The following is a 15,187-nucleotide window of genomic DNA, read 5'->3' on the forward strand; positions in this document are numbered from 1 at the left end:
AAAGCAGTACCTTTAAACTGGTCTTCTTCCTTCTATCAATCAAGATTCTGGAACAAAGCAGTACCAGAACTCTGGGTATCTTCCTACTACAAGAATACTCTGAACAATGAGGCTAAAGTAGGGAATTGGGCTGGGGGGTATTATGCAGGGAGGTAAATTAGACGTTTTAGCGCTTCTATGCTAAATTATATAAGTAGATTATGGAACAGATTTTATTTTTTATCATTTTAGTATTAATTTTACTTTTTATACCTCGTATTATAAAAGATCCTAAGATTGGACTCCTTTTTTTATTATTTTCTCTGCCTTTTGAGAGAATCGGCGCTATTGATATTTTTGGTATGACTCTGAGAGTAAGTCAGGTATTGGTGATAATTCTTGGTGCAATCTATGTTTGGAGATTTATAAAAAAAGGTAATATTTCTATAATGAATGAAATTAAAAAAGATCCTTTTTGGATGCCGCTTTTTTTATATATTTTAGCAGCGTTTGTGTCTATAGGCGTTGCTGTTAATCTAAAAAGGGCTATATCAGTTTTTATCTTTATTAGTTTCGTTATATTTACTTATGAATTAGTAATAAGATTATTCGATAATAAAAAGATATTAGAAAAGGTAGAAAAAGTATTATTTTGGACTACATTTGGCGTAGCAATCTTTGGAATTTATCAATTTATTGGAGACATTGTTGGTTTACCAAATTGGGTCACAGGTTTAAGATATGAATATACTAAAATAGTTTTTGGATTTCCCAGGATACAGTCAACTGCCTTAGAGCCATTATATTTTGCTAATTTTTTATTAATACCATTAGGTCTTTTTTCTTCATTATTTTTGAATAGAGCAGAACTAAAGTTAGAAAAAGTTGATAAAAAATATCTTCTATTGTTATTACTAATCGGAATCAATATTGTTTTATCATTATCACGTGGTGCTTTTTTTGCGAGCGCTGTTATCATTGCAACAGTAATTATTTTTACGATAAGAAAAATCAAATGGCACAGACTGCTAAGCTATTTTGGAATAGTAATTTTAGCCATAATTATTTCATTGGGAGCTGTTAAGCTTACTACTACTAATAGTAAGAAAGATAACGCCAAAACATTTATTAAACACTCTACAGAAATTACTGACGGCGGCAGTTATAATCAGAGAGCAAGGGGGATATCTTTCGGCATAGAAGCTTTTAAGAGTAGTCCGATTATAGGTATAGGTATAGGAAATTTTGGTCCATGGCGGGCTAACTATCCTGAAGAAACTCCTTCTACAGGTTGGGATATACCAAATAATGAAATAGTTGAAATTGCGGCAGAAACAGGAAGTCTTGGCCTTCTAGCATTTATAACTTTTATTTTATTGCTTTTTATACGATCTATTAAAGCAATATTAAAATCTAATGGTTTCCAAAGAGCTTTTACTCTAGGTTTATTTTCAGTAGTATTAGGCTTTGTTGTACAATACCAGGCATTTTCCACTCTATATATTATGCATGTATGGGTTACTTTAGGTTTACTCGTTGGTTTACAAAATCTTATTTTTTCAGAAAATAATTATCCTTTGAATGAATAAAAAGCATATATTTTATATTTTTTCTTTTCTGGCTGCTTTATCTGTAATATTTTTTTTGTTAGGATATTTTTCTTTAGGACAAAAGGTTTATATAAACCAAAAATATGGCTTTTCTTTAATTTACTCATTTGATTGGAAAGAAAAAGATCTTGCGAAATCCGGCCTAGATAATTATTTAGCTTTTAAAATAGAAAATGAAAAATATAAAGCATCTTTTCAGGTAATGGTTGAAGAAAAAAAAGAAAAAATAAATATTTCTTATGATGAGCTTGCGAAGAGAATGAATGATTCTATGCCCAAAGAATTAGAAAATTTCCAAAAAATATCTTCTAGGAAAATATTAATAGATAAAAAAGAAGCTTTAGAGTATAAATATCAGTATACTTATAAAACAGAGAGCGGAGAAAAAAGAGAAACAAAGCAGGTTATGGTTATTTTTGTTAACCTTAATAAGATTTACTATTTAACGGGTCAGTCGCCTCAATCAAGCTTTTCTCATGTAGAACAAGAATTTAACAAGATTGTGAAAAGCTTTAAAATAAATAAATAAAATTTTATTTTAAAATCAGGTCTCTTTTATTTTTTAAAATATTTCAATATTGCATTTTTTTGATTAGAATATATAAAGCAAAATACTTAGGAGCAAAAATGAAAATTGGCATAGACGCAAGGATGATAAATGCTACAGGTATCGGAAGATATACCGGTAATTTGATAGAAGGACTTGCAAGGGTTGCTTCAGGAAATGAATACATGCTTTTTTTAAAGAAAGAAGAATATGATTCTTTTAAGGTACCTGCTTCTAATTTTAAAAAGGTTTTAGCTGATTTTTCTTGGTATGGAGTTTCAGAGCAAGTTAACTTCCCTCATATAATTGAATCTAATGAAATAGATTTAATGCATTTCCCTCATTTTAATGTGCCCATTTTTTATAAGGGTAAATTTGTAATTACCATTCATGATTTGACACTTCACCGTTTTAAAACAGTACGAGCTTCTACGAAGAGTTTATTAACATATCAGTTTAAGCATTTAGCGTATAAATATATAATTAGTACTTCAGTAAGAAAAGCTGCTCAGATAATAGTTCCTTCAGAATTCACCAAGAAGGAACTCATGGATATTTTAAAGACTCCGGAAGAAAAAATTATAGTGACATATGAAGGCGGACCATCAGAGCTACTTTTAAAAAAATCACCAGATAATCGAATTATAGAAAAATTTAAGATAAATATGCCATATATATTATATGTAGGGAATGCCTATCCTCATAAGAATTTAGAAAACCTTATCCGATCTGTAAGTTATCTTCCGGATAAAACCATGCTTGTTTTAGCAGGAAAGATAGATGAATTTTATGAGAAGATTAAGGGGTTAGTTTCAGAATTAGATTTAAAAGAAAAAGTTATCTTTACGGATTTTGTAACAGATGAAGAGTTAGTAAGTTTATATAAAAATGCTTCTGTTTATGCTTTCCCTTCTTTAAATGAAGGCTTCGGCTTACCATCGCTAGAAGCGTTATCTTTCGGTCTTCCCGTTGTCTGTTCAGGCTTGTCGTGCCTGCCAGAAATACTTAACGATGCGGCTATTTATTTTAATCCCAGAGACACTAAAGACATAGCGTCTAAAATAAAAGAAGCGTTAGATAATTCTCAGACTAAAGAAAGATTGATTAATAAAGGGTTTGAGCAAGTTAAAAAGTTTTCTTGGGATGAAATGGCCATAGAGACTTTAAAAGTTTACGAAAATGCCATAAAATAAAGAAGGATATCCCGATGTAATATTGGGGTCTTCGTCCAAGAGATTTTTAAAGGAGAAAATATGAAAACTTATGTAGTTGGCCATAAAAATCCTGACACTGATTCGGTAGTTTCAGCAATTGCTTTAGCGGAATTAGATAAGAAATTAGGTAAAGACTTTGAAGCAGCGATTGCAGGTGAGGTCAATAAAGAAACAAAATACGTTCTAGATAAATTTGGTTTTCAGGTCCCAAAAATTATATTAGGTGAAGAAAAAAAAGTTTTCTTGGTTGATCATAATGAACCGTCTCAAGCATCTGATAGCGTCAAAACGGAAGAAATAGTCGGAATAATTGACCATCATAAACTTGGCGGATTATCAACTTCTATCCCCATATCTATACGAGTTAAACCTGTTGGTTCAACATCAACTATTATGACGCAAGTTTATAAGGAAAAAGGCGTAGAGATTTCTAGTGATATAGCAGGTATTTTACTAGCAGGAATTATTTCTGATACTTGGAAATTTACTTCTCCAACATCAACCGAAGAAGACCAAAAACAAGCGGATTTTTTAAACAAAATTGCCAAAATTGATATGACTAAACTTGCAGAAGAAATGTTTGCCGCAAAATCAGATTTAACCGGCATAGATACAGAAAAATTGATAAATGCTGATTATAAAGAATATGATATTAAAGGCAAAAAGGTAGGTGTCGGAGTTTTCGAGACCTTAGATACAATACCAGTCCTTGAAAGAACTGAAGAAATAAAAAAAATTCTAGGAGATAAAAAGACAAAAAAAGGACTAGACTATTTGTTGTTTGCGATAGTAGGCATAATCAATAAAAAAGCCTACTTTATAATAGCTTCAGAGGAAGATAAGGATTTAGTCGAAAAATCTTTTAATACTATCGAAGAAAATAGTTGTCTTGTTGCAGATGGTATAGTATCCAGGAAGAAACAGATTACCCCTGCTTTAGAAAATACAATAAGGTAATTTGAGAGAAGTACATGAATTATCAAGAACCAGAAAAGGAGTTTTCTATCAGAGGAGTTATAGATAGATTCGAAAAGGAATCTGCCGTTATAATTTTAAAGGATCATCAAATTATCTATTGGCCGACAGAAAGATTGCCGGAAGAATCAAAAGAGGGAGATGTTGTGTGGATAAGGATTTCTCAAGATCAAGATTTAACAAAAGAAAGAGAAAAATTAGCCAGAAAGATTTTAGAGGAAATTCTTAACGGTACAGAAAATAAGGAATAGCTATGTCAATAATAAAGAAACATTTTTATAATAATTTAATATTATTTTTTGCTTGTACGGTTGTTATAGTTTCGATTTTTCTAGTGGGAACTTTTTTATATTTCGATATTTTTTATGTATCGAAATTTTTTCCTCGTACTGAAATAGCTGGCATTAGATTAGATGGTAAAACAAAAGGAGAAGTCCAAGATCTTATAACTTCTAAGATTCAGGAATGGAGCGAACAAAAAACAGAAATAAAAAGCGATGATAAAAATTGGCAAATATTAAATAAAGATTTTGGACTAGATTTTGATATAGATAAAACTATAGAAAATACTTTTCAGAAAGGTCGTAAGGGTAATCTATCGGAACAGTTTATAAATAGATTAAGCGTGTTGTTTTTTGGAGTTGAGTCTCCATTGTTTGTTACTAAAAACTCGGTTGATGGTAATATAAAAAAGATATCAGAAGAAGCTGATATTGATGCGGTTAATGTAGGCTTAAAGATTGAAAATGGATTGGTTGAATTAGGTGGTGAAAAAATTGGCAAAGAAGTAAATAATATCTCGTTAAAATATTTAATCTTGGAAAATTCTTCGTATTTATCAAAAATATCTGTTTTGTTACCACAAAAGATCGTTTATCCAAATTCAAATGAAAATGATATAAAAAACATAAAGAAAGATATTGAGGAAATTTTAGGTAGTAATGTAATTTTAAATGCGAAAAGTAAAACATGGACTGTTAAAGTACAAGAAGTACAGGATTGGTTGACGGTTGAAAGTCGAGATAAAGATATTATTGCCGTTAAGCCCGATGAATATAAAATTGATAATTATTTAAAAAATATCTTGGAAAGTTTTGGTATAACTCATTTTTTAAACGAGAATTTAGAAATTAAATTAAAAAGCGAAAAAGTTACCGAATATCTTAATAATATAGCTAACCAAATTAATGAAACTTCTATAAATGCTTCTTTGGGAATTGATAACAGTAAAGTTGTTGTTAAAGCGGCTTCACGGGATGGTGAGGAATTAGATATAAAAGGATCATTAGATGAGATAATAAATTCCTTTAAAAAGAAAGAAAATAGTATTAATCTTCCTGTAAAAAAAGTTTTGGCCAAAGTTAAAGAAGATAATATTGAAGAATTAGGCATTGTCGAATTAATAGGTAAGGGCGAAAGTGATTTTTCTGGATCGTCCGCAGCCAGAAAAAATAACGTTAAAGTAGGAGCTTCTAAATTTAATGGATTACTTATAGCTCCTGGGGAAGAGTTTTCTTTCAATAAGTACTTAGGGGAAGTTGATGCAAGCACTGGTTTTCTCCCCGAATTAGTTATAAAACCAGGTAAAATGATTAAAGAGTATGGTGGAGGATTATGCCAGGTTGCAACTACAGCATTTAGAGCAGCGCTTTATTCGGGCTTCCCAATAACTGAGAGAAAAAATCATTCGTTCGCGGTACATTATTATTACTGGCCTTTTGATCAGGCGGGAGTAGATGCAACAATTTATCCTCCACATCCAGATTTAAGATTTAAAAATGATAGCGGAAAGTATATATTAATACAAACCTACTCCAGCGGTAATCGTTTAACTTTTGATTTTTATGGAACAAAAGGATCTAGGAGAGTAGAGGTCAATAACCCTCAAGTGATAGAGCGAGGAAGCAACGGAAGTTTAAAGACAGTTTTTTCTCGAACAATATATAAAGGCGATCAATTAATTAAAAAAGACGATTTTTACAGTTTCTATAAGCCAGCGTCTGAATTTCCCGCTACGTCTAATTAAATTTCGATGCGGTTTTACATTAACTTTTTTTTGTTTATAATATTTATATCTAAAAAAGGTTAATTTTATGGTAATAAACCTAGAAATTTTTAAAGCATATGATATTAGGGGTGTTTATCCGGAAGAAATTAATGAGGAAATTGTTTATAAGATTGCTCAAGCTTATACTAAATTTTTAAACTTTCCCACAAAAGTTGCTTTAGGCAGGGATGTTCGATTAAGCTCGCCTAAATTATGGGAAGCGGCCGCCAATGGCTTAGTAGATGCAGGGGTTGATGTTATAGATATTGGTTGCGGTTCTACCGATATGTATTATTTTGCCGTGGCTAATTATGGATTAGACGGTGGATTAATGATTACTGCTTCTCACAATACTAGAGAATATAACGGCATGAAAATGGTTAGAGAAAAAGCAATTCCAATTTCAGGAGATACAGGAATCAACGATATCAAAGGATTGGTATTATCGGATTTTTCTCATAAGGCAGATAATAAAGGAACCATAGAAAAAATTGATCTGTTTGACGGTTATATTAAAAAAATGGCGAGCTTTATTGATTCAAAAAAAATCAAAAGTTTCAAAATTGTAGCGAATGCAAATTTTGGAATGGCAGGTAATGTAATTAATAGTTTAAAGAAAAGTATACCAATGGAGATAGTAGAACTTAATTTTAAGCCAGATGGCAATTTCCCAAAAGGCAAGCCCGATCCATTGATTTCTGAAAATAGAAAAGAAATGGAATTAAGAGTTGTTCAGGAATCAGCAGACTTTGGAGTAACTTGGGATGCAGATGCTGATAGATGTTTCTTTGTGGATAGTAATGGAAGGTTTATTGAAGGAAGCTATATTTCTTCTATCTTGGCGAAAATAATGTTGGATAAAAAAAATGGCGGCAAAATAATTTCTGACCCTAGAATCAGACGGCCGATACAGGCTGTAGCAAATGAAAATAACGGGGATCTAATATTCTGTAAATCAGGCCACTCTTTTATTAAAGAAAAAATGAGACAAGTAGATGCTGTCTATGCCGGCGAAAACTCAGGCCATTATTTTTTTAAAGATTATTTTTATTGCGATAATGGCATGATTCCATTCCTGCTTATGTTGGAATATTTATCAGCTAATCCAAACACTAATCTATCTCAACTAAATGATCATTATAAAAGTAGGTTTCCTGTATCCGGAGAGATTAATGTTTCTGTAGCTCAAAGCGTCCAAGAGATTATTGATAAGCTAAAAGAAAAATACCAAGATGGTAAAGAAGATGATATAGATGGATTATCAATAGAATATCCGGATTGGCGCTTTAATGTCAGATCTTCAAATACAGAACCGGTTATACGTATAAACATAGAAGCAGATTCTAATGAATTGCTTGGACAGAAGAAACAAGAACTTTTGAGCACGATCTAACCTAAGCCTACTTTATTTTTAACTTCTTCTAATGCTGGTATTGCAACTTTACCTGCTTTATCAGCGCCATCTTTTAATATTTTTTCTAAGTATTGAGGTTCTTTTTGCAATTGGTTAAATTTTTGATGAAATTTTTCTAGTCCGTTAATAATCACTTCTGCTAAATCTTTTTTAAAATCAGCGTAACCCTTGTTTCTATATCTTTCTTCTATTTCAGAAATTGGTTCATCTGTAAATCCGCGGTAAATATTTAGAAGATTAGAAATGGCCGGTTTGTTTTTTTCATCGTATTTAATTTCTTTGCCGGTATCAGTTACTGCTTTTTTAATCTTCTCTCTTATAGTGTCTGCTGAATCCGTTAAGGCAATATAATTATATAAGCTTTTTGCTGATTTGCTCATTTTTTCACTTGGGTTATCTAATCCCATAATTCTAGCTGTATCTTTTCGGATGTCTGCTTTGGGCACAATAAAGGTTTCTCCGAAAGTATTATTGAATCTTTTAGCAATATCTCTTGTTAATTCGATATGCTGAAGTTGATCTTCGCCTACAGGTACGATCTTTGTTTTATATAAAAGAATATCAGCAGCCATTAAAACCGGATAATCAAATAAGCCAGTATTTATGTTTTCGGAGTGACGCTTTGATTTATCTTTAAACTGAGTCATTCTTTCTAATTCACTTATGTAAGTTATAGTATTTAAAATCCAACCCAGCTCAGCGTGCTCTGGCCTGTGAGACTGTACAAATATTACTGATTTTTGAAGGTCTATACCGGTAGCTAGATATATTGCAGCTACTTCCCTTATCTTTTGTTTTAAAATTTTAGGGTCTTGTTTTACCGTGATAGCGTGTAAATCAACAATACAAAAAAAGCTTTCGTATTCTTCTTGAAGTTTAACCCAATTAACGATGGCTCCTAAGTAGTTACCTATATGAAGAGTACCGCTTGGCTGTATGCCTGAAAAAATTCTATTTTTCATATTTGCTCCTTTGTTTCTATTCTAACATAAATACTTTATCACAAAAAAAAGAAGCTAACGCTTCTTGGTAAATATAGAAATGAATTTGAATCTTTTAAGTGCTTTTTCGTCATGTGTTATTTCTAAAAAAAGTGTGCCAATTACTCGGCTTGTTAAATCTAAGATATTATCATGAGGTAATGTTGATATTCTAAAGCTATCATAGCTGCCCCATCTTTGGGAAAATATATTGTGTTTACCGATTATATTTATTACTTCTTGGTATTTAATACCTATCTCATCGAATATACAGCAAAAGTTAATTAAGCTTTCTTTGTTTATTTTGTTTCGATAAAAACAAAATCTCCTTATTATTAACTTAACAAATTGATATTCGGTTATGTTGGATATTCTGAGTCGTTCATTTGAAATATAAGATATAAAACAGTCTACAGATAGGCAATTATTGTTTAATGAGTCTACAATTTGCATAGCTCCGATAACTCCCTCTTTAAGCAAATCCTACCCCTCCTTACCTATTGTTAATGTTCGTTATTCTAATATTAGTTAAACTATATAGAGTTTCAAGAAGCATTATATTTTGATATATTTATAATTATGAACAGTTATAATATAAAAAAATCAATATTAGAAACTATTTCCTATTTTGACATATTTGATTATCCGCTTACAACAGAAGAAATAACAAATTATTTATGGAAATCCCCTGCCAGTTTAGACAGTGTTAGAAAAAACATCAGGAAGATGATTGGCAATGAATTGGGCAGAAAAGGTGAATTTTATTTCTTACGGAATAGAGATGAAATAGTGAAGGCCAGAAGAGAGCGTCAGATAATATCAGCCGGAAAATGGAAAAAAGCAAAAAGAATAGTAGGTATTTTAAGAATAATTCCTTTTATAAGGGGAATTGCTGTCACACAAAGTTTGGCTATAAATAATGCAAAAGAAGATTCCGATATAGATTTACTTATTATTACATCACCCAAAAGAATATGGATTGCTCGGGCTTTTACTAATTTATTACTTGATCTTTTTAGGAAACGCAGGCCAAAGAACAAAAATAGAATTTGCCCCAACTTTTTAATTGTCAGTAACAAATCGAACATTAAGTCAGTTTCTATAGAACCACAGGATATTTATTTAGCCTATTGGATTAATACCACTAGTTTTTTATTTGGAAAAAAAGCGGCCCGTGATTTTATCAATTTTAATAGCTGGATTTTAGAATTACTACCTAACAGGAAAACAAATTCTGTAAATGGATTAAAGCCTAATCCTTTTTATAAGATGACACAGAAAATACTGGAATTTATATTATATCCTTTTGCCGGTAAATTTGAGAAATTTGTTAAAGAAAAGCAATTAAAGATTATAGATAAAAATAAGAAGACAGCTAAAAACCCTTCTATTATATCAAGCGATGAAATTATTAAGATTCATTATGATGATAAGAGGGGATATTATCTGCATGAGTGGGAATCTAGAATAGAAAAATTTCAAAGTACCAGAGCTTAGTTTGTTATTATATACTTGACAAGAAATTGTTATTTCTCTAATATATTCTAATTAGCACTCTAATTAGTTGAGTGTTAAATAATTCTAATCAATGATTTACTTTTGGTGTGCTGTCCGTCGTCCCTCTACCACTCCGACAGTTAGCATTTTGAAAATAAATAATTATATAAGGAGGAAAATTATGAATGTAAAACCTTTAAGAGACAAGGTTTTAGTTAAACCCCTTGAAGAGGAAGAAAAAACCAAATCTGGCATTGTTCTTCCAGGAACTGCAAAGGAAAAACCTCAAAAAGGTAAAGTAGTCGCAGTAGGATCAGGAAGAATTGCTGAAGATGAAATCATCCCTTTAGAGGTTAAAGAAGGTGATACCATAATTTATGAAAAATATGGTCCAACTGAGATAAAGATAGATAATGAAGATTATCTTATTATCAAAGAAGATGATATTTTAGCTATAGAAAGTTAATTTTAGGAGGTATTTATATATGGCAAAACAATTATTATTTAATGAAAAAGCTCGTAGATCTCTCAAAAGAGGGGTAGATATATTGGCTGATGCTGTGAAAATCACTCTCGGTCCAAAGGGACGAAATGTGGTTTTAGACAAAGGATTTGGCGGTCCCACCATAACTAATGATGGAGTTACAATCGCTAAGGATATCGATCTAGAAGACAAGTTTGAAAATATGGGGGCGCAGCTTGTAAAAGAAGTAGCAACCAAAACCAATGATGTTGCCGGAGACGGTACGACAACTGCTACTTTATTAGCTCAAGCTCTAATTGATGAAGGCTTAAAAAATGTTACTGCTGGTGCTAATCCAATTGGTATTAGAAGAGGATTGGAAAAAGCAACAGATGTAGTAGTTAAAGAACTGCAGAAAAACGCCAAAGAAATATCAGGTAAGGAAGAAGTTGCTCAGGTTGCAACAATTTCCGCCCAGGATCCAGAAGTGGGTAAATTAATTGCTGATGTTATGGATCAAGTTGGAAAAGACGGCGTTATTACTGTTGAAGAATCACAGACTATGGGACTTGAAAAAGAAATAGTTGAAGGTATGCAATTTGACCGAGGATATGTTTCTCATTATATGGTTACCAACACTGAAAGAATGGAAGCGGTTTTCGAGAATCCAAAAATATTAATTACTGATTACAAAATTTCTGCTGTTGCAGATATTCTACCAGTGTTGGAAAAAATGGCTCAAAGTGGTAAAAAAGATTTAGTAATTATAGCTGAAGATATTGAAGGAGAAGCTTTAGCAACGTTAGTGGTAAACAAACTTAGGGGTACATTCAACACCTTAGCTATTAAAGCTCCTGGTTTTGGAGACAGAAGAAAAGAAATGCTTAGCGATATTGCTATTTTAACGGGTGCTACTGTAATTTCAGAAGAGACAGGAATGAAATTGGATGGTACAGAAGTTGGCATGCTTGGGGAAGCAAGAAAAGTAGTTTCTGACAAAGATAATACAACTATAGTAGAAGGCAAAGGCTCCGAAGCGGAAATCAAAAAGAGAATTGCTCAAATTAAAGCACAACTGGAAACTTCAACATCCGATTTCGACAAAGAAAAAATGCAGGAAAGATTGGCAAAAATTTCCGGAGGTGTTGCAGTTATTAAAGTAGGTGCTGCAACAGAAGTTGAACTTCAGGAGAAAAAGCACAGGATAGAAGATGCTGTTCAGGCTACAAAAGCTGCAGTAGAAGAAGGCATTGTTGCTGGAGGTGGAACTGCATTAATCGATGCACTACCCGTTTTAGAAGATCTAGATTTTACAGGTGATGAGGAAACCGCTATTAAATTATTAAGAAGAGCAATGGAAGAGCCTTTAAGGCAAATTGCTGCTAATGCGGGAAGAGAAGGTTCTGTGGTAGTTGATGAAGTTAAAAAAAGAGAGAAGAATGTTGGTTATGATGCTGACAAGCATGAATACGTAGATATGATTAAAGCAGGGATTATTGATCCATTAAAAGTAACAAGATCAGCAATACAGAATGCTGTATCTGTTGCTTCTATGCTTCTTACAACCGAAGCAGCTGTTACTGATATTCCAGAAAAAGAAAAACCTGGGATGCCAGGTGGAGGAATGGGGATGCCAGGTATGGGCATGGATATGGGAATGTAATTTGATCTTTAAAAGCGGCTCCTTCGGAGCCGCTTTTCTAATAAATTATTTTTACAACTTTTTAGAAAAGTTACACAAAAGCGCAAACTACTCAAAAGGTCTAAAAATTAGTTTTTTTAAAGCTTTTGGATTTGAACACTAAGAAGTGGTTTCGTTCGAGGATGTTACCACTCTCTTCACTCAACTTAACAAATCCTTGTTCCGATCAAAGCATCGGAACCGCTTTAGAAAAACTAATTTTATCAACGACTTTTTATCGATGTTTGCATTTAAAAGCCAAATGCTATAATTACATTATGAATAATTTACCGATAATCCTTGCGTCTGGTTCACCGAGAAGGCAAGAATTGCTTAAACAAATAGGAATAGATTTTGTTGGTTTATCTTCAAATGTTTCTGAAGAGATTGAAGATGGGATACTACCCAGTGATGCAGTAAATATTTTAGCAGAAAGAAAAGCACAAGCTATCACATTAGCAAATCCAGATTCTTTAGTGATAGGCGCTGATACTGTTATTGCTTTGGGAAATGAGATATTAGGAAAACCTCATACTGTAGCCAAAGCTCGAGAAATGTTGAAAAAAATGAGCGGACGCACTCATCAGGTTATTACCGGTGTTTGTTTAAAGTGTCTTAATAAAAATGTTAATGAGGTATTTAACGTCGTAACCGATGTGACTTTTAATCAGCTTTCAGAAGATCTTATTGATCGATATATCAAAACTGGCGAGCCGTTGGATAAGTCTGGTTCATATGCTATTCAAGAAAAAATGGGGCCAGTACTAGTTAAATCAATAAATGGTTCTTATTCAAATATTGTTGGTTTGCCTCTTTATGAAGTCGTCACAATCTTAAGAGAATTAGTAAATAAAAAAACTTAAAATAGGTCACTTTTTGCTATATCAAGCCAAAGTATTAAAATAGGAGTAATTAAATAATTAAGCCTTTAAGGCAAAATAAAAAGGAGAAGTTTATGGAGCAAAACGAACCGCAAGCTTCGGTGACAGCCAATGCGCCGAAAAAAAACACTTCCAAACCTGTATTGGTTGCATTGATTGCAGTCATAGTGCTTATAATCTCTGTCGATGGTTTTCTTGCGTACAGGTATTTAGGGGTAGAAAGTGGCAGTAACACAAATACAACCACACAGAACCCTATAGATAATTCTACTGCAAGTAATTCAACAGGTGAGACAACAAAATCTAGTAGTACTTCGGATACACAGCTAGATAATGATCTTAAATCAGTGGATAATAAGTTGAGTCAGATGGATACTGAAACAGCCGAGGTCGATAATGGTTTAAATGATCAGCAAGTAGATTTAAGTAATTAAGGACAAGCATATGAAAAATTTAAATAAATATATAGCAATTATTTCAACCGTTACTATCATAGCTGGTGTCGTGTTTTTTGTGCCAAGTTCTACCTTTGCTACGGAAAATACAGGGGCCGATAAGCAAACTGCAGCGACTGAAAATCAAGCCAATAAAATCGCCAGACTTAAAGCAAAAGGGGACCAAGAGATTAGTAGAAGATTAACTGCTTTGCAAAAGATTAACGCTAAAATAGACAGAGTGAAGCTATTAACAGCAGACCAAAAAGCATCCTTTAAAGAACAGGTTAATAAAAATATCGCTGATCTTACGGTTCTGAAGGCTAAAATCGATGCTGACACAGATTTAACAATTCTTCGGGCAGATGTAAAATCAATTACCACTTCTTATCGGGTTTTTGCTTTGTTTATTCCTAAAATTTATCTTTTAGTATCAACTGATAGAGCTTTAGAAGCCGCTGATTTACTTTCTTCTTTGGCTGATAAATTATCAACTCGTTTGGATCAAGCTGCTGCTGAAGGAAAAGATGTAACTGATCTAAAAAATGATCTTACTAGCATGAAAGCAAGTATTGCTAGCGCTAAAACTCAACTTCAAGATATTGAGGATACAATCATTCCCCTTACTCCAGAAGGTTATCCGGGCAATAAAACCACGCTTAAATCCGCTCGCGATAAATTAAAACAAGCAAGGCAAAATTTAGTTAGCGCCAAACATAATGCAAAAACCATCACTGCTACCCTTAAATCGATGAAGAATAGTAAAGATAATATAACAACCTCATCATCGACTACTGAATCAGAATAATAATTAAATTATTGCTCAAATAAAAAATCACCCGCTATAACCGGGTGATTTTTTATTATCTCAATTAAATTTTTAAGAGAGGAAAACCTCTACGCGTTTATCTGCATTTTGGTGAGAAGAGGCTAGAGTGTAAACATGGGTTGGAATAATTTTATATAATCTGTGTAAGCCAATACCACTATATTTAGATAATTCTAGAATGCTTTTTTTCCTTTTTTTAGGGTCTCCAAAACGTTTTCTAAAATAGAAAAGCGCTGCCTTTGGAAATTCCAGAATAGATACTTTATTTGCAGTGCCTTCAATCTGTACACCATCGACTTTATCAGGAGGCAAGGTAGAATTATAAATTGATAAAGCAATTCTGGGATTAACTCGTAAATTTTTAGAATGCCTTGATTTGTAACTCGTTACAAAATAAAAATTAAAAAACTCATCAACCGAATAGTATAGAGGAGATGACCAAGGGTTGTTTCCGTTAGAGGTTGCTACTGCCATGTACTGGTTTTCTAAAACAATCCTTTTTGCTTTTTCAGCATTCTTATCCATATCTAGATTTAACATTAAATATTCATAAGTTCAATTAAATGTACGCGTCACGCACATTTGAGACTCCGGAACAGTTTTTATTAAATAATCAATGGGTGAAATATTACCCAA

Annotated in this window: 16 protein-coding genes; 13 read left to right on the forward strand and 3 right to left on the reverse strand. The window is 32.5% G+C overall.

From position 1 onward, the window contains the following. Positions 1-200: 200 nt before the first annotated feature. The 7 genes from COX95_02750 (at position 201) to COX95_02780 (ending at position 7,765) form a co-directional block, all read left to right on the forward strand. A complete protein-coding gene (locus COX95_02750) occupies positions 201-1,568 on the forward strand; it encodes a hypothetical protein (GenBank protein PIZ85828.1) in 1,368 nt (455 codons plus the stop codon). Next, positions 1,561-2,118, forward strand: coding sequence for a hypothetical protein (locus tag COX95_02755; protein ID PIZ85829.1), 558 nt, complete (start codon positions 1,561-1,563; stop codon positions 2,116-2,118). Before COX95_02750 ends, COX95_02755 begins: the two co-directional genes overlap by 8 nt. Before the next feature lie 98 nt (positions 2,119-2,216). Next, complete coding sequence (locus COX95_02760; GenBank protein PIZ85830.1) at positions 2,217-3,329, forward strand: hypothetical protein; 1,113 nt, start codon at positions 2,217-2,219, stop codon at positions 3,327-3,329. 60 nt (positions 3,330-3,389) lie between these two features. Continuing rightward, entirely contained in the window at positions 3,390-4,307 is a 918-nt protein-coding gene (locus tag COX95_02765; GenBank protein ID PIZ85831.1) for a manganese-dependent inorganic pyrophosphatase, read from the forward strand. Positions 4,308-4,354: 47 nt separating this feature from the next. Further along, on the forward strand, positions 4,355-4,576 hold the full coding sequence (locus COX95_02770) for a DUF3006 domain-containing protein (protein ID PIZ85842.1): 222 nt from the start codon (positions 4,355-4,357) through the stop codon (positions 4,574-4,576). 2 nt (positions 4,577-4,578) lie between these two features. Continuing rightward, a complete protein-coding gene (locus tag COX95_02775) occupies positions 4,579-6,351 on the forward strand; it encodes a hypothetical protein (GenBank protein ID PIZ85832.1) in 1,773 nt (590 codons plus the stop codon). A gap of 67 nt (positions 6,352-6,418) precedes the next feature. Continuing rightward, positions 6,419-7,765, forward strand: coding sequence for a phosphomannomutase (locus COX95_02780; GenBank protein PIZ85833.1), 1,347 nt, complete (start codon positions 6,419-6,421; stop codon positions 7,763-7,765). Here COX95_02780 and trpS read toward each other — a convergent pair. Beyond that, positions 7,762-8,748 (reverse strand): tryptophan--tRNA ligase, encoded by a 987-nt coding sequence (gene trpS / locus COX95_02785; protein PIZ85834.1) that lies wholly within the window; start codon positions 8,746-8,748, stop codon positions 7,762-7,764. The genes COX95_02780 and trpS overlap by 4 nt on opposite strands. A gap of 54 nt (positions 8,749-8,802) precedes the next feature. Continuing rightward, a complete protein-coding gene (locus COX95_02790; protein ID PIZ85835.1) occupies positions 8,803-9,246 on the reverse strand; it encodes a hypothetical protein in 444 nt (147 codons plus the stop codon). 99 nt (positions 9,247-9,345) lie between these two features. Here COX95_02790 and COX95_02795 point away from each other — a divergent pair, with 99 nt between their 5' ends. The 6 genes from COX95_02795 to COX95_02820 all read left to right on the forward strand — a co-directional run bounded on the left by COX95_02795 (position 9,346) and on the right by COX95_02820 (position 14,530). Further along, positions 9,346-10,263, forward strand: coding sequence for a hypothetical protein (locus COX95_02795; GenBank protein PIZ85836.1), 918 nt, complete (start codon positions 9,346-9,348; stop codon positions 10,261-10,263). Positions 10,264-10,444: 181 nt separating this feature from the next. Beyond that, the gene (locus COX95_02800; GenBank protein ID PIZ85837.1) at positions 10,445-10,729 is read left to right on the forward strand and encodes a co-chaperone GroES; all 285 of its coding nucleotides are present in this window, start codon (positions 10,445-10,447) and stop codon (positions 10,727-10,729) included. Positions 10,730-10,748: 19 nt separating this feature from the next. Further along, positions 10,749-12,389 carry a chaperonin GroEL gene (gene groL, locus COX95_02805; GenBank protein PIZ85838.1) on the forward strand — a complete coding sequence of 547 codons (1,641 nt, stop codon included), beginning with the start codon at positions 10,749-10,751 and terminating at the stop codon, positions 12,387-12,389. A 311-nt stretch (positions 12,390-12,700) separates the two neighbouring features. Next, positions 12,701-13,270 (forward strand): septum formation protein Maf, encoded by a 570-nt coding sequence (gene maf, locus COX95_02810; protein ID PIZ85843.1) that lies wholly within the window; start codon positions 12,701-12,703, stop codon positions 13,268-13,270. Positions 13,271-13,362: 92 nt separating this feature from the next. Beyond that, positions 13,363-13,722 (forward strand): hypothetical protein, encoded by a 360-nt coding sequence (locus tag COX95_02815; protein PIZ85839.1) that lies wholly within the window; start codon positions 13,363-13,365, stop codon positions 13,720-13,722. Between the two features lie 10 nt (positions 13,723-13,732). Continuing rightward, a complete protein-coding gene (locus tag COX95_02820) occupies positions 13,733-14,530 on the forward strand; it encodes a hypothetical protein (protein PIZ85840.1) in 798 nt (265 codons plus the stop codon). A gap of 72 nt (positions 14,531-14,602) precedes the next feature. On the opposite strand, the gene COX95_02825 is transcribed toward COX95_02820, so the two are convergent. Continuing rightward, positions 14,603-15,091, reverse strand: coding sequence for a hypothetical protein (locus tag COX95_02825; GenBank protein PIZ85841.1), 489 nt, complete (start codon positions 15,089-15,091; stop codon positions 14,603-14,605). Between the last annotated feature and the right edge of the window lie 96 nt (positions 15,092-15,187).

The sequence above is a fragment of the bacterium CG_4_10_14_0_2_um_filter_33_32 genome (assembly GCA_002792735.1).
GTDB lineage: Bacteria > Patescibacteriota > CPR2_A > CG2-30-33-46 > CG2-30-33-46 > CG2-30-33-46.

Bases quoted from the DNA above. Each gene is read 5' to 3' on its own strand.
- COX95_02750 (PIZ85828.1), top strand. From the start codon at position 201: ATGGAACAGATTTTATTTTTTATCATTTTAGTATTAATTTTACTTTTT.
- COX95_02765 (PIZ85831.1), top strand. From the start codon at position 3,390: ATGAAAACTTATGTAGTTGGCCATAAAAATCCTGACACTGATTCGGTA.
- COX95_02755 (PIZ85829.1), top strand. From the start codon at position 1,561: ATGAATAAAAAGCATATATTTTATATTTTTTCTTTTCTGGCTGCTTTA.
- COX95_02815 (PIZ85839.1), top strand. From the start codon at position 13,363: ATGGAGCAAAACGAACCGCAAGCTTCGGTGACAGCCAATGCGCCGAAA.
- COX95_02820 (PIZ85840.1), top strand. From the start codon at position 13,733: ATGAAAAATTTAAATAAATATATAGCAATTATTTCAACCGTTACTATC.
- COX95_02800 (PIZ85837.1), top strand. From the start codon at position 10,445: ATGAATGTAAAACCTTTAAGAGACAAGGTTTTAGTTAAACCCCTTGAA.
- COX95_02780 (PIZ85833.1), top strand. From the start codon at position 6,419: ATGGTAATAAACCTAGAAATTTTTAAAGCATATGATATTAGGGGTGTT.
- COX95_02825 (PIZ85841.1), bottom strand. From the start codon at position 15,091: ATGTTAAATCTAGATATGGATAAGAATGCTGAAAAAGCAAAAAGGATT.
- trpS (PIZ85834.1), bottom strand. From the start codon at position 8,748: ATGAAAAATAGAATTTTTTCAGGCATACAGCCAAGCGGTACTCTTCAT.
- COX95_02775 (PIZ85832.1), top strand. From the start codon at position 4,579: ATGTCAATAATAAAGAAACATTTTTATAATAATTTAATATTATTTTTT.
- groL (PIZ85838.1), top strand. From the start codon at position 10,749: ATGGCAAAACAATTATTATTTAATGAAAAAGCTCGTAGATCTCTCAAA.
- COX95_02760 (PIZ85830.1), top strand. From the start codon at position 2,217: ATGAAAATTGGCATAGACGCAAGGATGATAAATGCTACAGGTATCGGA.
- COX95_02795 (PIZ85836.1), top strand. From the start codon at position 9,346: ATGAACAGTTATAATATAAAAAAATCAATATTAGAAACTATTTCCTAT.